Raw genomic sequence first — 20,101 nt, 5'->3', positions numbered from 1 at the left:
GTGTCAAATCGGCAGTTGCTTGAAATTGCCGCGAAAATTGATGCTCAGTTCTAGCATGAACGGAGGATCGAAACGCTGGATGGTTTCGTATAGCCGCGGCCACTGGTCAATCAGCACCGCGCAGCAACGGTGCATCGGGCTTTTCTGATAGGCGGGAGCCAGCACCACGCCGCGCAGCCTTGCTCGACGGAATGCCTGTGCCTCGGCCCTGTTCTTCCTGATCCTCTGGTCGCCGGTGACGACCAGCCATTCACCTCCGCTTGCCGAAATATAGTTCATCCACTCGATATCTTTCGCATTCTGCATCGACAATTGGCGCAGATGAACCGCACGATGGCCGTCGTTTCCGATGAATCCGTTTAGTGTAGAAGCCATGACCGGTGATGTGCAGTTGTCGAACAGCACATTCATGCAGCGTTCGCCAACTCGCTCTCGAATCTGACGGCCCGAGCGACGGCCTGCACCGGCACCTGCCAAATCCTCGCGGCCGCTTCAGCACTGCCTTCCGCCGCAACCGCCGCCGCCAGAGCGGCAGTCGGTACACCACTGTCCGATTCGATCGGTTGGCCGAATGATCGTTCAGGGTCGACGACTATTTTCTGGTTCTTGCCCGCCGGCCACCAGCGGATCGGTGCGATGCCTTCGAAGTCGACACCCTTGAGGCTCGACTCCACGATGCGCTTGAAAGCGTATTGTTGCTTGAACAGGTCAAGCAGCTTTGCATCGCCCGTCTGATCCGCGATCTCAAGAAAGATCGACCGGCCATCCGTCACGAACCTGGTCGTGGAAAGCGGCCGCTCTTCGTCAATGAATTTTTGAGCCTCGACGATTGCACGACGTATCATGATCGCGCTGACGCCGGCCTGCATGAAGGCATCTGCCGTGCGCAACTCCATCAAATCCCGAAATCCAAGGTAGGTCTTGCCGTCGCCAAGTTCGACCTGCGGCGACCAAAGACTGTCGTACCACTTGCCTTTGACTGCGTGGCCATGCAGCCAGCGTACGATCTTGCCGGCGGGGATTCGTAGCAGGCGCGCCGCTTCGGCGGGCGTGTACAAACCCACGCCGACCAAGCTCTCCGTATCAACGTGATGATTGCGCTGATCCATACCCGAACCATATCACCTTCCGACTGGGCACAGAATCCCGGTTACAACAAATCATACTCGATGAACCCCGTCCGCCTCGCTACCCGATCATAAAGCCGGCGCGCCGTGGTGTTGGTCTCGTGGGTCATCCAATAAACGTTGGTGACGCCCTTCTCGTCCGCTGCTTTGCGCACTGCTTCGATCAACGCCGCGCCAACTCCCTTGCCGCGGACCTCGGGATCGGCGAACAGGTCCTGAAGGTAGCAATTGTCGACCTTCGCCCAGCAGGAGCGATGGTAGAGATAATGCGTCAGGCCGACCGGCCTGCCGTCCAGCAGCGCGAGAAGACCCTTGGGCTCGAATTCGCCGCCGTCGAACAGGCGCTGCCAGGTGCTGGCGTAGACGTCGTCCGCCAGGGTGGTCTCGTAGAAGGTGAGGTAGGCAGTCCACAGGCGGTGCCAGTCGGCGTGGTCGGATTGCTGAAGCGGGCGAATGGTGATCGGCATGCATTCCTCACAGGATCGGGCGGCGGTCGGTCGATTGTAAGCATGGTGCGGTCGACAGGCGATAGCGCCAGCCGCGTCTTGTCGTTGCCACGCCCGCCTTCGCGTCTGGCCATTGTCAAAGAACGCCCTCATTCGCGAGGGTAGTCGGGAAGCGGGGCGCGAGGCCGAGCCTCTCAAAAGTTAGATACGTGGCGCGAACCTTGCGCCCCGCCGGCGTGCTTGCCCGACCGCTGATACCGCCCCGGCTCAATCCGAGGCTTGTCGTCGCGAACTGGGGCCCGGGTCTGAAGGCTCATGCCAAGCCGCGCACCGTTACGCAGCCACCCCGGCGCCGTCCCCCTCCACGCTCATCCGGTTCATGACCCGTGTTCCCGCGAGGGCGATGGCCGGGATTATGAGGGACAATGAATCGGCGGGGAGAAAAATCGACGAAAAAATCCGACGCGATCGTGCAAGCTTCTGATTGTGAAAGGATTTTTCTTAAGATGCAAAAAAATTTGCGGATTTCCGTCCCCGTTTTGAGGCCGTTCAAACCCTTTCGAAGAAGCCGCACAATATGTTCGGGCCGATTCTCGCCCGGCCGCAGCTCAGCAAATTATCGACCCGTGACATTGGCGGCTACCCCTATCTCCTCGCCATGAACGCCAGCCGCTCGAAAAGATGCACGTCCTGCTCGTTCTTCAGCAGCGCGCCGTGCAGTTTCGGCAGCATGTTCTTCGGGTCGGCGCGCAGATCTTCCGGCGCCACGTCGTCGGCCATCAGCAACCTTATCCAGTCCAGCGCCTCGGAGGTCGATGGTTTCTTCTTCAGCCCCGGCACCTCGCGGATCTCGTAGAACTGCGTGAGCACGGAGCGCACCAGCGCCTGCTTGATGCCGGGATAATGCACGTCGACGATTTTCTGCAGCGTCTCGGCGTCGGGAAAGCGGATGTAGTGGAAGAAGCAGCGGCGCAAAAATGCGTCCGGCAGTTCCTTCTCGTTGTTCGACGTGATGATGACGATCGGTCGCTGTCTTGCCGAGATCGTCTCGCCGGTCTCGTAGACGAAGAATTCCATGCGGTCGAGTTCCTGCAAAAGGTCGTTGGGGAACTCGATGTCGGCCTTGTCGATCTCGTCGATCAAGAGCACGACCTTGCGGTCGGCGGCGAACGCGTCCCACAGCTTTCCGCGCTTGATGTAATTGTGGATGTCGTTGAAGCGCGCGTCGCCGAGCTGGCTGTCGCGCAGCCGGCTGACCGCGTCATATTCGTAAAGGCCCTGCTGCGCCTTGGTGGTGGATTTCACATGCCATTCGATCAGGTCGAGGCCGAGGGCCGCCGCCACCTGCCGCGCCAGCTCGGTCTTGCCGGTGCCGGGCTCGCCCTTGACCAGCAGCGGCCGCTCCAGCGCGATCGCCGCGTTGACGGCCACCATCAGGTCCTTGTCGGCGACATAGGCCGCCGTTCCTTCGAAACGCATTCTTCGTCCTTCCAGCCGATAGGTCCAGACGGTGAATAGGTAGGGATAGACGGGTGCGCAAGTCGCGCTTTCGCGAAGATGGCACTGGCGGGCGATGGCCCGCCGGCTTATATTCGTTCCCGACGGTCTGGGCTTCGCGGCAGGAGAGACATTTCCCCGGGGCCTTATCGATCTCGAAGGGAGCTGTCCCTGGCCGGACCCGTGGGTTCGGACATATGGCGCCCACCTACTTTGTAGGTTCCCGGGATCGACTTCTTCACCGGTTGCCTGGATCGTCGCTTCCCCTTTCCCCATCGTGACTGTGGCCGCGCGGTCTTGCTTTTGGCGTGCCCTGCTGCCAGTTTCCCGTCGCCTTCCATCCGGACTCTTCCATGCCGCTCACGATCGCCACCTGGAACATCAATTCCGTCCGCCTGCGCATGCCGATCGTCGAGCGTTTCCTGACCGAGCACCAGCCGGACGTGCTGTGCCTGCAGGAGACCAAATGCCCGGACGACCAGTTTCCCTCCGCCGCGTTCCGCAAACTCGGCTACGAGTATTTGGCGATCAGCGGGCAGAAGGGCTATCACGGCGTGGCGACCGTGGCGCGCCGGCCGATCGAGGTGGTCGACCGGCGGCGTTTCTGCGACATGCAGGACTGCCGGCATGTTTCCGTGCGATTCCCTGCGGGCGGGAAATCGCTGCTGGTGCATAATTTCTACGTGCCCGCCGGCGGCGACGAGCCGGACCCCGCCATCAACTGGAAGTTCAAGCACAAGCTCGACTTCGTCGCCGAGATGAACGCGGTGCGCGCCGAGGCCGGCGACGCTTCCGCATCGATCCTGGTCGGCGACCTCAACATCGCGCCGCTGGAGCACGACGTGTGGTCGCACAAGCAACTGCTCAACGTCGTCAGCCACACGCCGGTCGAGACCGAGAATTTCGAGGCGATGCGCAAGGCCGGCGACTGGGTCGACCTGATGCGCCTCAACATCCCCTACGAGCAAAAACTCTACACCTGGTGGAGCTATCGCGCCCAGGACTGGGAGGCTTCGGACCGCGGCCGGCGGCTCGACCATGTCTGGTCGTCACCGAACCTCGTGCCGGCCTTCCAAGGCTACGAGATTCTGCGCGCCGCGCGCGGCTGGGACCGCCCGTCCGACCATGTGCCGGTGATTGCGCGGTTCGATCTGGAGTAGCGCTTTCGAGAGATCGCCGCGGCGTTCAGCGGAGCGCTTCCCACTCCGGCCGCAGCAGGGACATAATCACCTCGTCCCTGTGGGCGCCGCCGAAATAGGCGCTGCCGCGGGCGATCCCTTCCTGAACGAACCCCACGGCCTCATAGGCGCGGTGGGCGCGAACATTTTCGGGAAAATGGCCGATCCACACCCTGTAGGCGTCGGTTTCCTCAAACACCTTGGCGACGGCCGCCGTCAGCAGCCGCCTGCCATGTCCTTGCCCCGGCGTCACGACGGCTATCCGCCTGACCGGCGTTACGCGCTCGGGCGACGCCCAAAACCGAAACATGACGAAACCGACGGGTGTCTGCCCGTCCAGCCCGAGGAAATAGGCGTGGCTTCCGTCGTGGAAGGCGGCACGATGCCGTGCCTCGTCCCAGCGCCCGACGAGAGCGTCGTAGCCTTCAAGCCTCTCGGTCGCCATGATGAAAGGCAGGTCGGTTTCAATGGCACGAGTGAGTTGCAAATCTATATCCTGCTTGTTTTCGATGCTCAGCCCGCGAAGCGGGGCGCCAGCCCCTCGATCTGCTCGATGAGCGCCTGGAAATCGGCGTGGATGCGGCGGTAGAGAATGACCGCCGTATCCGGATATTCTTCCAGAATGCGCCGGAAGGTCCGGCGGCTGAGCCGCAGCAATTCCGAATCGGAAGCCGCCTCCGCGCTTGTCAGCCGTCGCGTGTCGGCGATCAGCGCCAGCTCGCCGATCATCGCTCCCGCCCCGGCCCGGCCGACCGGCAGGCGGTCGTCGTCGCCCTCGCGGAACAGGCTGATCGACCCCCTCACCACCACATAGGCCGCGTCCGCCTCGTCATCTTCCCGAAACAGCCTTCTGCCATTGGGAAGGGAGACCTGCTCGGCGCCGAAGGCCAGCAGGCGCAATTGTTCGGCGGTGAAGCCCTCGAACAGCCTCACGCCGGACAGGACGCGAATATCGTCATCCAGCGCCATCCAGTCCCCAATTCGGTGGCCGGCTCTCTCCCCGAGGCGGTTCCCCCACCGCCTCCACCGGTCAGGGAACCAGCTTGTAACCGCCGCTTTCTGTCACAAGAATTTCGGCATTGGAAGGATCGCGCTCGATCTTCTGGCGCAGCCGGTAGACATGGGTTTCCAGCGTGTGGGTGGTAACCCCGGAATTGTAGCCCCACACCTCCTCGAGCAGCACGTCACGGGTCACCACCTTTTCGCCGGCCCGGTAAAGATATTTGATGATCGAGGCTTCCTTCTCGGTCAGCCGCACCTTTGCGCCCTTCTGGTCCAGCAGAAGCTTCTGGCTGGGCTTGAAGGTGTAGGGGCCGACGGAGAAGGTGGCGTCCTCGCTCTGCTCGTGCTGGCGAAGCTGGGCGCGGATGCGGGCGAGCAGTACGGCGAAGCGGAAGGGCTTTGTCACATAGTCGTTGGCGCCGGCCTCGAGCCCCAGAATCGTGTCCGAATCCGTGTCATGCCCCGTCAGCATGATGATCGGCGCCTTGTAGCCGCCCTTGCGCAGCAGTTTCACCGCCTCGCGCCCGTCCATGTCGGGCAGTCCGACATCCATGATCAGAAGGTCGATCATGCCGCCGCGCGCCGCGGTGACGCCCTTTGCGGCGGTCGCCTCCTGCAGCACGTCGAATTCCTCGTAGAGCGAAAGCTGCTCGACCAGCGTGCCGCGGAGGTCGTCATCATCGTCGACGATCAGGATGGTGCGTGATGTCATGGTCCAGTCCGTTGTCCTGCAAGCATAATTCGGTTGACCGCCGCCCGTTTATGCGGAACCTGCACCGACAAACAGCCTGATCACGGTGATTTGTCGGCGCATGCGATCATACTCCAAAAAACGTGAGCGCAAGCAGTCATTTGGAACAGGTGTGGCGGGACTGAGCCGGCTGGTGGTGCGCCCGCGCCCTGGCGTGCCCACTCAAGGGCTCTTGCAGGCCGGCCCGGCAGTGTTTCCCTGCGCATTGGGACGCGGCGGCATTTCCGCCAACAAACGCGAGGGCGACGGCGCCACCCCTCTGGCGCGGATGCGCCTGCTCGGCGGCTATTTCCGCAATGACCATGTCCGCATCGGCGGCACGCGGCTGGTAATGGAGGCGATATCAGCCGACCTCGGCTGGTGCGAGGTGCCGGACGACCGCAACTACAATCGCCCGGTCAAGATGCCCTATGCGGCGAGCCACGAGACCATGCGCCGGGATGACCCGCTCTACGATTATTGCATCGTGCTCGACTGGAACATTGTTCCGCGCAGGCGCGGGCGCGGCAGCGCCATCTTCTTCCACCTCGCCCGCCCCGACTTTTCGCCGACGCAAGGGTGCGTGGCGGTGACGGCGCGGGTGATGGCAAGGCTGTTGCCGCATCTGTCGCGCCGGACGGTGCTGGAGGTAAGGCGCTGACGATAATTCTACCGTCGAATATGGTTTCGCGCGAATTTTCCGCATTCTCCCGATAAAACGCAATCGCTGAAACCTGGTCGTCGTTCGAAGCGATGCGAGTAGCTTGCAACCTTCCCGCAGCCCGCTAAAGTCGCGAAAATTCCGCCGATCCCGATAAAAGCAGCTTCTCAGGAGCGCGTCATGACCCGTCTGAAATTTGTTCTCGCCACGCTGGCGGCTCTCATGCTGTTTCCGCTCGCGGCCTTTGCCCAGGCGCTGCCCGATCTCGGCGGCAAGAAGGTGGTGATCGTCACCGAGAACGCCTATTTCCCGCTGCAGTTCGTCGACCCCAAAACGGGCAAGCCGGTCGGCTGGGAATATGATGCAATCGAGGCGCTGTCGAAGAAGCTGAATTTCACGGCCGAATACCAGAACACCTCCTGGGACGCGATGATCCAGGCCGTGTCGGACAAGCAGTACGACATGGGCATGACCGGCATCACCATCAAGGACGATCGCAAGGAGAAGGTGGATTTCTCCGATCCCTACATGCTCTCCGAAATCTTCATGCTGGTGCGCGGCGACGAAAGCCGCTTCACCGACGCGAAGAGTTTTGCCGCCAACGACAAGCTGCTGGTAGGCGCGCAGGCCGGCACCTCGCCCTTCTACGTCGCCGTCTACAACGTGCTCGACGGCAACGAGCAGAACCCGCGCATCAAGCTGATGGACACATTTGCCTCGACGGTCGCTGCGTTGCAGGCCGGCGACGTCGACCTGGTGCTGACCGACAGCGCCGCCGGCAAGGCGCTCTCCGACAATTCCGGCGGCAAGCTGAAGCTGATCGGCGCGCCGCTGCAAGCCGAGGAATTCGGCTTCATCTTCCCGAAGGGTTCCGATCTCGTCGCGCCGATCAACGCCGGCATCGCCGCGCTGAAGGCCGACGGCACCTTCGACCGGCTAACCCAGAAATGGTTCGTCGACTACAAGCCGTAAATTTCGACGTATCGGCCGGATAGACAGTCTTGGAGGAAATGCCAGCAGGCGGCATAGCGGCCGACCGTGTTCGGCCGGCCCGGACCGGCACGCAGGATTTTCCGTACTGGCTGGTCGCCCTGATCCTGATTGCGATTGCTGCGGCAATCGCGATTGCGGCAAGCGACCTCTACAGCCAGATCTTCATGACCGTGGTCCAGGGAACGTGGATCACTATCTATGTGACGATCGTCGGCTTCGCACTGGCTTCTACTCTTGGCCTGTGCCTTGCCCTGATGGCTCTGTCGGGTTCCATCTGGCTACGGCAGATAGCGCGCTTCTATACCGAACTCTGCCGGGGCATTCCCTTCCTCGTATTGTTGTTCTGGATCGCCTTCGCCGGCGTGCCGGCCTTTGTGGCGCTGTGGAATTCTGTCATGACGCCGCTCAGGGAAGCCGGTTTGGTCGGCGAACTCTTGGTGCGCGACGTCTCGCTGCTGTGGCGTGCGATCATCGCGCTGACGATCGGCTATGGCGCCTTCATCGCCGAGGTCTTTCGCGCCGGCATCCAGTCGGTCGACCCCGGCCAGATTGAGGCGGCCAAAGCGCTCGGTCTGTCGCGCACCCAGCGTTTTCGGCTGATCGTCTTTCCGCAGGCGATGCGCACCATCCTGCCACCCCTCGGCAATGACTTTGTCACCATGGTGAAGGACTCGTCCTTCGTCTCGGTGCTGGGGGTCGCCGACATCACGCAGATGGGGAAAATCTACTCGGCCGGCTCGTTCCGCTTCTTCGAGACCTATTCCATCGTCGCCTATATCTACCTGCTGCTGACGGTCAGCCTGTCGCTGATGCTGCGGGCGCTGGAGCAGAGGATGCGGCGCGCGCAGCGATGAACGCCAGGCCGCCTTTGGGGCGAAGCGGAAACGGCCGGCGATTTTGAACTCAAACAGGCTGGCCTTAAACGGCGAGAAAGCCTGATACCGGCGGGTCTCTTCATACACTGTTCCTTGCCGGTCTGCTTTTGGCCCGGAAGCCGGAGTTCGAACAGGATCCCTACCAACCCTATTTCAGCCTGTTCGCCCGCTCCAGCGCCTGCTTGATCTCCTCTTCGGTCAACCCGTCGAAGAAATCCTCCATGATGGGGTCGACTAGCCCGGCGCGGCGGGCCAAAATGTACCAGGATGCGGCGGCGGCGGTGTCCGGGTCGGTGCCGATCCCCTGCATGTAGAGTTTTGCGACGTCGTTCTGGGCGGCGACGTTGCCCCCGCGCGCCGCACGCAGCAGCCAGCCGAAACCTTCCTTGCGATTGCGCTCGCCGCCGCGCCCGGCCATCAGCCAGCGGCCGAGATCGAGCTGCGCCGTGTCGAAATTCTGACGGGCGGCGAGCAGCAGCCAGCGGCGTGCCGCTGCGTCGTCCTTGCGTTCGCCGCCGGTACCGTTGGCGAAAACCTGCGCCATCGCGTATTGCGCGTCGGCCAGCCCGCCATCGGCCGCCCGCCGGTAATAGGACACGGCCTTTTTCAGGCCGCGATCGTCCGGTTCGCGCTTTACCAGCATCTGGGCGAAATTGAACTGCGCGAAAAGATTGCCGGCCTCGGCGGCGGCCTGCATCAGCGCGTAAGCCTCCTTCTCGTCCTTCTTGACGAAGCGGCCGTCGAGCAGCAGCAGCGCATACTGGAACTGCGCTTCCGGAATGCCTTGTTCGGAGGCCAGCGCATACCATTCCGCCGCCTTGGCCTCGTCGCGCTTCATACCGAGCCCGCGCGACAATATCTCCGCGACCAGGGTTTGCGCCGCCGGGTCGCCATTTTCCGCACGCGGCAAAGCGAGGTTGTAGGCGGTGATGTAAAGACCGCGCTGGAACGCGCCATAGGCGGGGTCCGGCAGTTTTGCTCCGAAGCGCTCCGGGTCGACATTGCCGTCGCGCGTCAGGCCGCCGGAAAAGCGCTCGGGATCGGCGGGCTTCAGTCCCACCTGATCGTCTTTCGTCTCGACGGCTTGCACTGGCACGGCTGCTACGGCTGCGAGCGCCGAAACGAGCAGGGCTATCGACGTCCGGCGGATCGAGTCCATCGTCTAATCCTCGAACGATGGCGCGGTGCGGTCGAGGATGTCGTTGGCGCGCTCGATCGCGGCACGCGGTTCGACGCCATCGCCAAAGACGGCACTGGACAAGGCGACGAATTCCGCGCCGGTCGCGGCCACGGCCTCGACCGAGGCAATGTCTGACCCGCCCAGCACGACGCAAGGGATCTGCACCACGCCGGCCCACCAGGCGCCGAGCGAGAGGTTACGCCGGTGCGGCTCGGGCTTGTTGTCGAAACCGAAACGGCCGAAGAAGATATAATCCGGCTGGGTCTCGCCGAGTTCCAGCGCGTCGTCGCGGGTGGTGGCGCCGCCGGCGCCGACGATCAGCTTGCCCTGCCAGCGCTCGGTCGCCTGTCGCAACTCGTCCTTGCCGCTTTCCAGATGGATGCCGTCGGCGCCGACCCGGCCGGCAATGCGCGTGTCGTCGGCGACGATTGCCGCGATGCCCGCCGTCTGGGCGATGCGCACGATGGGTGCTGCGAAATCCTGGAACGAAGCCTCGTCGCCGCGTGCCGGAATGATCAGCGAAGCGATATCGCCGCCCGCCGCGGCCTCCATGAGACGCGGCCCGAAGCGTTCGGCGCTTTCGTCGGCCGGTGCGATCAGCACGACGCGGCAGCGGTTGGGGGGCGATCTGTCGGTCATGTCGATGCGGCGGAGCGCCTTGTGGTTCGAACTATCCGGAAGCGCGCAGCCATGCCGCGCGATCGTGTTTGCATTTTGGCATAGACGAGGCCATCCGATTTGAACAGGCCGCACTCGCCAAAGCCGGCGGCGCGCGCTATGGCACGAATACGTCCCAAGGCCCTCCGCATGCTCCCTCTCCTCACCGACCCGTGGTTCTACGCCGCAGCGATCCCTGCCGTGATCCTTGTCGGCCTGTCGAAGGGTGGCTTCGGCGGTGCGGTGGGCTTCGTCGGCGTGCCGCTGATGGCGCTGGCGATGTCGCCGGTGCAGGCGGCGGCGATTCTTTTGCCGATCCTGGTGCTGATGGACATCGTGTCGCTGTGGACGTGGCGCGGTGTGTTCGACCGCGAGGTGCTGTGGTCGATGCTGCCCGGGTCGCTGGTCGGCATCGGCGCCGGCTGGCTTACCGCCGCGCTGGTGACGGCTGACATGGTGCGGCTAATCGTCGGAGCCGTCGCGCTGGTTTTCGTGCTGCGCTGGGTTTTTCAGCAGATCCGCCACGGCGCCGCCCACAAGGCGTCGCGCAACCGGGTCATGGCGGCGTTCTGGGGGACCGTCGCCGGCTTCACGAGTTTTGTCGCGCATGTCGGTGGCCCACCCTTCCAGGTCTATGCGCTGCCGCTCAGGCTTGATCCGAAGGTGTTGACCGGCACCGGCGCCATCTTCTTCGCTGTCAGCAACGCCGTAAAACTCATCCCCTATTTCGCGCTCGGCCAATTCGACACGGCCAATCTTTCGGCCTCGGCGGTGCTGATGCCGATCGCGCCGCTGGCAACGCTGGCCGGCGCATGGCTGGTGCGCCGCATGCGGCCGGAGATTTTTTATCCGTTCACCTATGCGACGGTAGCCTTGATCGCGGTGAAGCTGCTGTGGGACGGCGCCGCGCAGTTGTTTTAGCGCCTTTGCCGAGCACCAAGACATTTCCGGACGACATTTCGTAATTGGGGCGCAAGCGGAAACGCCGACCTCGCCACACAACCGCCGCATGCAACCCGCAGTCCGGTTTCGGGCAGCGCGGCGGGAACTTTATCCGGACGAGGAACTTTACGCCGCGATGACTGCAAGTGCGACCACACAGCGGGACACCCGCATCGACGTTTTCCGCGCGCTCGCGCTGCTGACGATCTTCGTCAACCACGTGCCGGGAACGATCTTCGAGCACATCACGCACAAGAATTTCGGCTTCTCCGATTCGGCCGAAGCTTTCGTGCTGATCTCCGGCATCGCGCTCGGCCTCGCCTACGGGCTGAAGTTCGAGCCGGGCAACCGGCTGCTGCTGACGCTGAAGGCGTGGCGGCGGGCCGGCACGCTCTACGTTGCCCATATCGTGACGACGGTTGCCACCCTCGCCATCTTCTCGGCGGCGGCGCTGTGGTTCGCCCGGCCGAAACTGCTGGAGATGATCAACATTACCGCGCTGGTCGAGGATGCGCCGCAGGCGCTGGTCGGCCTTGCTACGCTTGGCCATCAGGTCGGCTACAACAACATATTGTCGATGTATGCCGTGGTGCTGCTGATGCTGCCTCTGTTCCTGCTGCTCAGCCGCATCAACCTCATCCTGATGGTTACCGTGTCTGGCCTGATCTGGTTCGCCGCTGGCTATTGGCAGGTCGCGCCGGAAAACTATCCGACTGAAGGGTTCTGGTTCCTCAATCCGCTGTCCTGGCAGTTCCTGTTCGTCATCGGCATGGCCGCGATGATGCATGTGCGGCGCGGCGGCACTATCTGTTACAGCGCGCCGCTGGCGGCGATCTCGCTAGGTTATATCCTGCTGTCGCTGGTCTGGGTGCGCTGGTCGCTGTGGGGGCTGGAGGCGAAACTCGACCTTCCCCTGGTGCTCGCCGGCTTCGACAAGACATTTCTGTCGCTGCCGCGCCTGCTGCATGTGCTGGCGCTGGCCTATCTCATCGTGGCGATCCCGTCGCTGTCGAACCTCGCCCGCACCAGCAGTTCGAACGCACTGGCCATTTTGGGCAAGCACTCGCTGCCGGTGTTCATCGCCGGCACGGTGCTGGCGATGATCGGCCAGGTGCTTAAGGCGGTCTATGGCGGCGGCTTCGTTTTCGACACCAGCCTGATTGCCGCCGGACTCGCGCTGCAGTTCGCGCTTGCCTACTGGCTGGAATGGCTGCCGACGATCGGTTGGGGCGGCAAGCGCCCCGCCGCTGCGCCGCGTGCTGCCGAGGTCACGCGGGGGATGCAAGCCGGCTTCGTGCGAGCCTCTCCCTGAGCCGCGGCGCGGCGAAATCGAGGAAGACACGCAGTTTCAGCGGCAGAAGCCCTTGGCCGGCATGCACCAGGCTTACCGGCGACGGCGAGGGCTCGAATTCCTGTAGCAGGACCGCAAGCCGTCCGTCCTCGACCGCGCTGGCCGCCTGATAAGACAGGACGCGGGTGATGCCGACGCCGGCGGCGGCAGCGTCGATGGCCGCCTCGGCGGTGTTGACGGTGAGCCGTGACTTGATGGGCACCGAAATCTCGGACTGATCGGCGCCGAAGGTCCAGGCCAGCGGCGAGATCAGCCCCTCGAAGGTCACGCAGTCATGCGCGGCTAGGTCGGCCGGCGTCTTAGGGGTACCACGGCGGGCGAGATAGTCGGCGCTGGCGCAGGTGACGCGCCTGACAGTGCCAAGCCGTATGGCGACAAGGCTGCTGTCGGGAAGCTGTCCGATGCGCAGGGCGGCGTCGATGTGGTCGTCGAGAAGGTGGACCACCCGGTCGGACAGGACCAGGCGGATGGCGATCTCGGGGTAAGTCTTCAGGAAATCCGACACCACCGGCAAGACATGCAGGCGGCCGAACACGACTGGCGCGGTCAGGGTCAGCTCGCCCTGCGGTGCGCTGTATTCGCCGGCCGCGATCCGTTCGGCCTCGCCGACCTGTTCAAGGATGCGCCGGCAGGCCGTGACATAGGACCTGCCCGCCTCGGTCAAGGTCAGCCGGCGCGTCGAGCGGTTGAGCAGGCGCGCCTTCAGATGCGCCTCCAGGTCGGAGATCTTCCGGCTGACGCTGGCCAGAGGCATGCCCAGGCGCCGCCCGGCCGCCGAGAGGCTGCCGCCATCCACAGCCTCCAGAAGGATGGTCATGGATTCCAGACGATCCATCATTTCTTCCGGAAATTGGAAAGGTGAATGCCAATCTTACCATCTATTTCCGTTGCGTGGAAGGACATAGCTTCCAGGTCGCGGAACCGCTTCGATCCCTTTTCCTGAAGCCCAACTTGGCGACTGCCGCGGAGCGGTCTCGGCCTTCAAGGCAGTCAGTCAGTTCGGTCCGCGTGCCAGAGGATACCGCCATGGACAGCCATCGAACCTATTCGACCGATGTCGGCTTCACGCCCTCGGTGAAGGCCGTGCAGACCCGCAAGGGATCGCGCCACGCCTATGAGCGGGTCGAGGCGAATGGCGGCTGGCAGACCCGGATCACGCCGGACCTTGCGGGATTCGTGGCGGCGCAGACCAGCGTGCTCCTCGGGACGGCGAGCCGCGACGGCCAGCCCTATATCCAGCATCGCGGCGGCCCGGCGGGATTCCTCAAGGTGCTGGATGATACGACCATCGCCTTCGCCGACTTCGCCGGCAACCGCCAGTATATCACCACCGGCAATCTCGCCGAAAACGCCAAGGCCTATCTGTTCCTGATCGATTACGCGCATAGGCGGCGTATCAAGATCTGGGGTACGGCGCGGGTGGTCGAGGACGATCCGGAGTTGATGGAACGGTTGATGCCGCAGGGATACCGGGCGCGTGGCGAGCAGGCGATTCTGTTTTCGGTCGCCGCCTGGGACGCCAACTGCCCGCAGCATATCCCGCAACGTTTCGAGGCCGCCGACGTGGCGGCGGCGCTCGCCGAGCGGGACGGCCGGATCGCGGCGCTCGAGGCCGAGATCGCGGCCTTGAGGGAAAAGACTTCCTCCCAAGGCAAGTGAATTGCAGCCGAAAGGCCTGCAATTTTTCAAGAGCATGCATTAGGCTTCCCCTCAGGAGACTGACGGGGGACATCTTGACCAATATCTACGAGATCGGCCTGGACCGGAACGCGGCCAACCACCAGCCGCTGACGCCGCTGACCCTGCTGGAGCGCGCGGCGAAAACCTATCCGGATCAGACAGCGATCATCCATGGCAAGGCGAAAACCAGCTACCGCGAATTCTGGCGGCGTTCGCTAAGGCTCGCCTCGGCGCTGACGCAAAAAGGCATCGGCAAGGGCGACACCGTCACTGTCATGCTGTCCAACACGCCGGCCATGCTGGAGGCACATTTCGGCGTGCCGATGGTCAAGGCCGTGCTGCATTCGCTGAATACGCGGCTCGACGCCGCTGTGATTGCCTTCCAGCTCGATCATGCCGAATCGAAGATCGTCATCGTCGACCGCGAATTCTCGGCCGTGATGCGGGAGGCGCTGGCGCTGGCCAAGGTGAAGCCGCTGGTGATCGACTATGACGACCCCGAATATCCCGCTGACGCGCCCTATCCGAAGGGCGATCCAATCGGCACGCTCGACTACGAGGCGTTCTTGCAGTCCGGCGACCCGGATTTCGCGTGGCAAATGCCGGACGACGAGTGGGACGCGATCTCGCTCAACTACACGTCGGGCACCACCGGCAATCCCAAGGGCGTCGTCTATCACCATCGCGGCGCGGCGCTGATGGCGCACACCAACACCATCCACGCCGGCATGGGCAAGCACGCCGTCTATCTGTGGACGCTTCCGATGTTCCATTGCAATGGCTGGTGCTTTCCGTGGACGCTGGCCGTGCAGGCCGGCACGCATGTCTGCCTGCGCTGGGTGCGGGCGAAGGCGATGTACGACGCCATCGCCGACCACAAAGTCACCCATCTCTGCGGTGCGCCGATCGTCATGGCGACGCTGATCAACGCCGAGGAGAAGGATAAGCGCAGCTTCTCGCAGCAGGTGACCTTCAACACCGCCGCCGCGCCGCCGCCCGAATCCGTGCTGTCTGGCATGGCGGATGCTGGCTTCGCCGTCACCCATCTCTACGGCCTGACTGAGACTTACGGGCCCGCCGTGGTCAACGAGTGGCATGGGGAATGGGACGAACTCGACCGCGGCGGCCGCGCGGCAAAGAAGGCGCGGCAGGGCGTGCGTTATGCCTCGCTCGAAGGGCTGACGGTGATGGACCCCGAAACGATGGCGGACACACCCGCCGACGGCGAGACGATCGGCGAGGTCATGTTCCGTGGCAACATCGTCATGAAAGGCTATCTGAAGAACCGCAAGGCGACGGACGAAGCCTTTGCCGGCGGCTGGTTCCATTCCGGCGACCTCGGCGTCATGCATCCGGACGGCTACATCCAGCTCAAGGACCGGTCGAAGGACATCATCATCTCAGGCGGCGAGAACATTTCCTCGATCGAGGTGGAGGAGGCGCTGTACAAACACCCCGCCGTCGCCTCCTGCGGGGTGGTGGCCCGCGCGGATGACAAATGGGGCGAGGTGCCGGTCGCCTATGTGGAGCTGAAACCCGGCAAGTCGGCGACCGAGGTGGAGATCATCGAGCACTGCCGAAAGCTGCTCGCACGTTTCAAGATCCCGAAGAGCGTGACATTCGCCGAAATCCCCAAGACTTCCACGGGGAAGATCCAAAAATTCAGGCTGCGGGAGATGGCCAAAACTCCCGGTATCGTAACCGGCCCGTAACGGCCTGTATCGTATTTTGCCGGCGCCGGCATAGGTCCGAAACAGTTCGGATGTCTAAGAGCAGGTCTTGAAACGGACTCTGGCGGCACAGGCCGACAGACAGCCGCTCCGCGCGGGGCGGGCGGCGTAGCTCCCTCGGTATCTGGATATGAAAAGGACAAAGCAATGCACGGCGTTGCACGGAATTTCTTTACGCTCGCCATCCTCTACGCGGTCTGCGGCATGGCGCTCGGCCTGCATATGTCGATCACCCACGACCACTCGCAGATGCCGGTGCACGCCCATGCGATGGTGGCGGGATGGCTGATGTCGGCGGTGTTCGCCTTCTTCTATCACCTCGTGCCGACGGCGGGTTCGTCGCGGCTGGCGATGGTGCATTTCTGGCTGACGGCGGTCAGTGGCCTGATGCTGATCGTCGGCCTTTACTTCCTGCTGGCCGGCAACACGGCGATCGAACCGGTGGTGGCGATCGGCTCCCTGGTCTTCTATGCCGGCATCCTGCTGTTCGCTTTCATTGCGCTCACATCGATGCGCAAGCCGGTCCGGTAGGCCTAATATTTGTCTCCGTATGGCACAGGGTGGGGCCGGTCGGTAAAGAATTCCGCAGCCCGTTAAGCATATGTTAAGCATTAACGGTGTTAACTGTGGGCATCCAGTTATCTGGATTCTTACCGAGTGGTTGGAGCCACTTCGTTTGACGCCTCCCTGTTAAACTCTCGAGAGCCGCTTTCAGCGGCTCTTTTTTTGTCTATTCACCGCCACCCCGCCGTTAACCCTTTATTAAACATGTCCTTGCCTTCGCAAGCGCGCGGGGGCATCTTTCGCGGACGAGGGGAATCGGCAAAAAGCGGCGCAGTTGGCAAACAAACGCCGGAGCCGGATTTTCTCCGCCGGGGCAGGGATGACAGGCAATCTTTCGATGGGAAGCGGACAGCCGATCAAGCTGGCGGAACGCCGGGTGTTCTCGGATTCCTTCAAGCCGCTCTACAATGAGGGCATGAGCCTGGTGGAACGTGCCGCCGAATATCTCGACGGTCCGGGCCGCGCCGAGGCGCGAAAACTGTCGAGGCTGGCCGCGACGCTCTACGCCGCCGAATCGATGCGGCTGACCACAAGGCTGATGCAGATCGCCTCCTGGCTGCTTTTGCAGCGCGCCGCCAATTCCGGCGAGATGACGCGCGACCAGGTCGCCTCGGAAAAATCCAAGGTGCGGCTGGATACGGCCTCTGCGCCGGAACACGCCGTCGGCTGGGATGAACTGCCGGAGGCGTTCATGACGCTGGTCAACAGCTCGCTCAGCCTGCAGAATCTCGTGCGGCTGATGGACGAGGAGATTTATGGGCGCAACGCCGGCACGGCAGACATGCCGCCGCCACGCCGCAGCAACCCGGTCTCCGACCAGATCAGCTTGCTCAACACGGCCTTTGCACGCGGCTGATCTGCGTTTCGTTTTCGTTTCGTTCACATTTTCCTGACACGGATGCCGCGAACGGATAGGGTTCGCGCATGCGGGAAACGATTCGAATCATCGGCATCGATCCGGGCCTGAGACGGACCGGCTGGGGCCTCGTCGAGCAGCAGGGCAACAGTCTGCGCTTCGTGGCGTCCGGCACGGTGACGTCGGACGACAAGGCTGATCTCGCTTCGCGGCTCTGCCAGCTTCACGACGGACTTTGCGCGGTGCTGGAGACGCATGCGCCCGATGAAGCCGCGGTCGAGGCGACCTTCGTCAACAAGGACGCGACGGCGACGCTAAAACTCGGCCAGGCGCGCGGCATCGCCATGCTGGTGCCGGCGCGCGCCGGGCTGCCGGTTTCCGAATACGCACCCAACGCGGTGAAGAAGGCGGTGATCGGCGTCGGCCATGGGGAGAAGCGGCAGATCCACATGATGGTGAAGGTGCTGCTGCCCAAGGCGACGTTCGAAGGCGACGACGCGGCGGATGCGCTGGCCGTCGCCATCTGCCACGCGCATCACCGGCAAAGCATCGGCTACCGGCTGGCGGCGCTGGCGGGCTGACATTGCACGGAGTAGGAGTTGTCCTGGGCCAAGGGGGCATATGAATGATCGGCAAGCTCAAGGGCGTGGTCGACGAGATCGGCGAGGATTCTTGCACCGTCGACGTGCACGGCGTGGGTTATGTCGCGCATTGCTCGACGCGCACGCTGGCTTCGCTGCCTAGCGCCGGCGAGGCGGTGACGCTGTTCATCGAGACCTATGTGCGCGAGGACATGATCCGCCTCTACGGTTTTCGCACCGGACTGGAGCGGGAGTGGTTCCGCCTGCTGATGGGCAATGTGCAGGGCGTTGGCGCCAAGGTGGCGCTGTCGGTGCTGTCGACGTTGGAGCCTGCGGACCTCGCCAACGCGATCGCTTTGCGCGACATCGCCATGGTTTCGCGTGCCCCCGGCGTCGGCAAGAAGGTGGCGGAACGCATCGTCACTGAGCTCCGGACCAAGGCGCCGGCTTTCGCGGGTGCCGCCTCCGGCACAATTGGGCTGAAGCAGGAGCTCGGCGAGGGCGTAGCCCCAGCGCCAGTTGCCGACGCGGTCTCGGCGCTGACCAATCTCGGCTATTCGCGCGATACGGCGGCAAATGCCGTGGCGGCTGCGCTGAAGGCCGCGGGCGAGGGCGCGGATTCGGCGAAACTCATCCGGCTGGGATTGAAGGAACTGGCGCGGTGAGGCGAAGGCGATTCCCTTGACACAACGTCAGCTTTGGTATTCTGGCTGTTCCTGTGGAGTGAAATCGTCGTGCCCCAAACCCTGAATAATATCGCCGCGTATACGCTGTCCGGCCCCCGTGCCGGATTTGGCGTGTGCGCGCATGACCGAGGGCTTTGGCGACGATAGTATTGTAATAAGCAATCCGCCTGCCAAAGCCGCTTCGATCCGAGGCGGCTTTTTTGTTGGAGCAAGAAGATGTTCCCTATCATCGACACCATCGACGACGTCCTGCCGTACATCGGCGGCAATATCGGCTTCTTTGTCACCCGTTTCGACGACTACGACGTCATCGACTACGGCTTCGTCGGCGATGAAACCTTTACCAGCCCAATGGCGCTGGAGTGCCGCGGTCTGAAGTTTTCCAAGGATGGAAAGCTGATCGCGCGCGCATTCCACAAGTTCTTCAATCTTGGCGAACGCGAGCAGCCCGGCAGCATCGACTGGGCAAAACCGCATGTCGTGATGTCGAAGCTCGACGGATCGATGGTCCATCCGTGCCGGATCAAAGGCGAGCTGGTGTTCATGACCCGCATGGGCGTCACCGACCAGGCGGGCCGCGCTGCGCCACGCGGATGAGAACCTCCTGCGCCTGGCAGGCGACATGGACGAGGCGGGCATCACTGTGATCTTCGAGTTCACCTCGGCGGAAAACCGCGTGGTGATCGGCTATGACCAGCCGACGCTCACCTTGCTTGCCGGGCGCGAAAAGCGCAGCGGTCGATATCTGATGTCGTCCGAACTGGCGGATATTTCGGTTCGGTACGGCGTGCCGGTGGTGGCGATGGCGGCGCGCGATCTTTCGACCATGAAACTGGTCGAGGAGGTGCGACAGGAGGAAGGCATCGAAGGCTATGTAATCGCCTTCGAGGACGGCCATCGCCTGAAGCTGAAGACGGCCTACTACGCGTTGCGGCACAAGGCGCTGTCCGGACTGGCCTTCGAAAAGAACGTGCTGGCATGGGTGGCGGAGGACGTGCTGGACGATGTGGTGCCGCTGCTTTCGCCGTTGATGGCGGAGAAGGTACGGGCCTATCAGAGCCGAATCGTCCGAGGTCTGGCGCGCAACTTCGAGCAGGCCGCGGCCTTCGTCGCCGAACACGCCGCACTCGACCGCCGGAGTTTTGCCGAGGCAGCGAGAGCAAAACTCGACCGGCGTCTGCAGCCCGTCGTCTTCCTGATGCTGGACGGCAAGGACGGGCTGGAGGCGTTGCGGCGCCAGTTGCAGGCTGCCAGCATCAGCGAAACGCGCGTGGACAGCATCCGCGACTTGTACAATATGAGTTGGCAACCGGGAGACTTCGTTCTGGAAGTCGGATGATTCGCATGCATGATATCGCAACCGGG

At 63.1% G+C, this 20,101-nt stretch carries 24 protein-coding genes and 1 other RNA gene; 15 read left to right on the top strand and 10 right to left on the bottom strand.

The window, feature by feature from the left end:
- Positions 1–3 precede the first annotated feature (3 nt).
- From ACH196_RS01280 to ACH196_RS01265, 4 genes are all read right to left on the bottom strand, one after another.
- Positions 4–411, bottom strand: coding sequence for a hypothetical protein (locus ACH196_RS01280; RefSeq protein ID WP_396644213.1), 408 nt, complete (start codon positions 409–411; stop codon positions 4–6).
- Positions 408–1,109 carry a hypothetical protein gene (locus tag ACH196_RS01275; protein WP_396644211.1) on the bottom strand — a complete coding sequence of 234 codons (702 nt, stop codon included), beginning with the start codon at positions 1,107–1,109 and terminating at the stop codon, positions 408–410. The genes ACH196_RS01280 and ACH196_RS01275 overlap by 4 nt, the downstream gene beginning before the upstream one ends.
- Before the next feature lie 41 nt (positions 1,110–1,150).
- The gene (locus tag ACH196_RS01270) at positions 1,151–1,594 is read right to left on the bottom strand and encodes a GNAT family N-acetyltransferase (RefSeq protein ID WP_396644210.1); all 444 of its coding nucleotides are present in this window, start codon (positions 1,592–1,594) and stop codon (positions 1,151–1,153) included.
- 624 nt (positions 1,595–2,218) lie between these two features.
- On the bottom strand, positions 2,219–3,052 hold the full coding sequence (locus tag ACH196_RS01265) for an AAA family ATPase (RefSeq protein WP_396644208.1): 834 nt from the start codon (positions 3,050–3,052) through the stop codon (positions 2,219–2,221).
- Positions 3,053–3,173: 121 nt separating this feature from the next.
- Between ACH196_RS01265 and ssrS the strand changes: the two genes are divergently transcribed.
- Together ssrS and ACH196_RS01255 are read left to right on the top strand one after the other, a co-directional pair.
- Positions 3,174–3,330: non-coding RNA, 6S RNA (ssrS, locus tag ACH196_RS01260), on the top strand.
- A 93-nt stretch (positions 3,331–3,423) separates the two neighbouring features.
- Positions 3,424–4,230, top strand: coding sequence for an exodeoxyribonuclease III (locus ACH196_RS01255; protein WP_396644207.1), 807 nt, complete (start codon positions 3,424–3,426; stop codon positions 4,228–4,230).
- Positions 4,231–4,255: 25 nt separating this feature from the next.
- On the opposite strand, the gene ACH196_RS01250 is transcribed toward ACH196_RS01255, so the two are convergent.
- From ACH196_RS01250 to ACH196_RS01240, 3 genes are all read right to left on the bottom strand, one after another.
- On the bottom strand, positions 4,256–4,735 hold the full coding sequence (locus ACH196_RS01250; RefSeq protein WP_396644205.1) for a GNAT family N-acetyltransferase: 480 nt from the start codon (positions 4,733–4,735) through the stop codon (positions 4,256–4,258).
- A gap of 26 nt (positions 4,736–4,761) precedes the next feature.
- Positions 4,762–5,217, bottom strand: a complete 456-nt coding sequence (locus tag ACH196_RS01245) for a cyclic nucleotide-binding domain-containing protein (protein WP_396644203.1) — start codon at positions 5,215–5,217, stop codon at positions 4,762–4,764.
- Positions 5,218–5,278: 61 nt separating this feature from the next.
- Positions 5,279–5,962: a response regulator transcription factor gene (locus ACH196_RS01240; RefSeq protein WP_396644201.1), complete on the bottom strand. Its 684-nt coding sequence runs from the start codon at positions 5,960–5,962 to the stop codon at positions 5,279–5,281.
- Positions 5,963–6,047: 85 nt separating this feature from the next.
- On the opposite strand from ACH196_RS01240, the gene ACH196_RS01235 reads away from it, so the two are divergent.
- The 3 genes from ACH196_RS01235 to ACH196_RS01225 all read left to right on the top strand — a co-directional run bounded on the left by ACH196_RS01235 (position 6,048) and on the right by ACH196_RS01225 (position 8,488).
- Positions 6,048–6,641, top strand: a complete 594-nt coding sequence (locus tag ACH196_RS01235; protein ID WP_396644199.1) for a L,D-transpeptidase — start codon at positions 6,048–6,050, stop codon at positions 6,639–6,641.
- Between the two features lie 180 nt (positions 6,642–6,821).
- Complete coding sequence (locus ACH196_RS01230; RefSeq protein ID WP_396644198.1) at positions 6,822–7,613, top strand: transporter substrate-binding domain-containing protein; 792 nt, start codon at positions 6,822–6,824, stop codon at positions 7,611–7,613.
- Positions 7,614–7,651: 38 nt separating this feature from the next.
- Complete coding sequence (locus ACH196_RS01225) at positions 7,652–8,488, top strand: amino acid ABC transporter permease (RefSeq protein ID WP_396644439.1); 837 nt, start codon at positions 7,652–7,654, stop codon at positions 8,486–8,488.
- A 169-nt stretch (positions 8,489–8,657) separates the two neighbouring features.
- Here the strand turns inward: ACH196_RS01225 and ACH196_RS01220 are convergent, their stop codons facing one another.
- Both ACH196_RS01220 and ACH196_RS01215 read right to left on the bottom strand, forming a co-directional pair.
- Positions 8,658–9,668 (bottom strand): tetratricopeptide repeat protein, encoded by a 1,011-nt coding sequence (locus ACH196_RS01220; protein WP_396644197.1) that lies wholly within the window; start codon positions 9,666–9,668, stop codon positions 8,658–8,660.
- 3 nt (positions 9,669–9,671) lie between these two features.
- A complete protein-coding gene (locus ACH196_RS01215; RefSeq protein ID WP_396644196.1) occupies positions 9,672–10,328 on the bottom strand; it encodes a thiamine phosphate synthase in 657 nt (218 codons plus the stop codon).
- A 168-nt stretch (positions 10,329–10,496) separates the two neighbouring features.
- On the opposite strand from ACH196_RS01215, the gene ACH196_RS01210 reads away from it, so the two are divergent.
- The gene (locus tag ACH196_RS01210) at positions 10,497–11,267 is read left to right on the top strand and encodes a sulfite exporter TauE/SafE family protein (protein WP_396644195.1); all 771 of its coding nucleotides are present in this window, start codon (positions 10,497–10,499) and stop codon (positions 11,265–11,267) included.
- 157 nt (positions 11,268–11,424) lie between these two features.
- Positions 11,425–12,600 (top strand): OpgC family protein, encoded by a 1,176-nt coding sequence (locus ACH196_RS01205; RefSeq protein WP_396644194.1) that lies wholly within the window; start codon positions 11,425–11,427, stop codon positions 12,598–12,600.
- Here ACH196_RS01205 and ACH196_RS01200 read toward each other — a convergent pair.
- The gene (locus ACH196_RS01200; RefSeq protein ID WP_396644193.1) at positions 12,557–13,474 is read right to left on the bottom strand and encodes a LysR family transcriptional regulator; all 918 of its coding nucleotides are present in this window, start codon (positions 13,472–13,474) and stop codon (positions 12,557–12,559) included. The genes ACH196_RS01205 and ACH196_RS01200 overlap by 44 nt on opposite strands.
- Positions 13,475–13,665: 191 nt before the next feature.
- Here ACH196_RS01200 and ACH196_RS01195 point away from each other — a divergent pair, with 191 nt between their 5' ends.
- The 8 genes from ACH196_RS01195 to ACH196_RS01160 all read left to right on the top strand — a co-directional run bounded on the left by ACH196_RS01195 (position 13,666) and on the right by ACH196_RS01160 (position 20,075).
- A complete protein-coding gene (locus tag ACH196_RS01195; protein ID WP_396644192.1) occupies positions 13,666–14,298 on the top strand; it encodes a pyridoxamine 5'-phosphate oxidase family protein in 633 nt (210 codons plus the stop codon).
- Positions 14,299–14,372: 74 nt separating this feature from the next.
- Positions 14,373–16,031, top strand: coding sequence for an acyl-CoA synthetase (locus tag ACH196_RS01190; RefSeq protein WP_396644191.1), 1,659 nt, complete (start codon positions 14,373–14,375; stop codon positions 16,029–16,031).
- A 165-nt stretch (positions 16,032–16,196) separates the two neighbouring features.
- Complete coding sequence (locus ACH196_RS01185) at positions 16,197–16,580, top strand: hypothetical protein (protein ID WP_396644190.1); 384 nt, start codon at positions 16,197–16,199, stop codon at positions 16,578–16,580.
- A gap of 352 nt (positions 16,581–16,932) precedes the next feature.
- The gene (locus tag ACH196_RS01180; RefSeq protein ID WP_396644188.1) at positions 16,933–17,469 is read left to right on the top strand and encodes a DUF1465 family protein; all 537 of its coding nucleotides are present in this window, start codon (positions 16,933–16,935) and stop codon (positions 17,467–17,469) included.
- 68 nt (positions 17,470–17,537) lie between these two features.
- On the top strand, positions 17,538–18,050 hold the full coding sequence (gene ruvC, locus ACH196_RS01175) for a crossover junction endodeoxyribonuclease RuvC (RefSeq protein ID WP_396644187.1): 513 nt from the start codon (positions 17,538–17,540) through the stop codon (positions 18,048–18,050).
- 44 nt (positions 18,051–18,094) lie between these two features.
- Positions 18,095–18,715 carry a Holliday junction branch migration protein RuvA gene (gene ruvA / locus ACH196_RS01170; protein WP_396644186.1) on the top strand — a complete coding sequence of 207 codons (621 nt, stop codon included), beginning with the start codon at positions 18,095–18,097 and terminating at the stop codon, positions 18,713–18,715.
- A gap of 237 nt (positions 18,716–18,952) precedes the next feature.
- Positions 18,953–19,333 (top strand): RNA ligase, encoded by a 381-nt coding sequence (locus tag ACH196_RS01165; RefSeq protein WP_396644185.1) that lies wholly within the window; start codon positions 18,953–18,955, stop codon positions 19,331–19,333.
- Positions 19,334–19,358: 25 nt separating this feature from the next.
- The gene (locus ACH196_RS01160; protein ID WP_396644184.1) at positions 19,359–20,075 is read left to right on the top strand and encodes a hypothetical protein; all 717 of its coding nucleotides are present in this window, start codon (positions 19,359–19,361) and stop codon (positions 20,073–20,075) included.
- Positions 20,076–20,101 lie beyond the last annotated feature (26 nt).

Origin of the sequence: Mesorhizobium sp. IMUNJ 23232 (assembly GCF_044326205.1) — a bacterium.
GTDB lineage: Bacteria > Pseudomonadota > Alphaproteobacteria > Rhizobiales > Rhizobiaceae > Kumtagia.
Note: the sequence above shows the minus strand (reverse complement) of the source record. Positions and strands in the feature narration are given on the sequence as shown.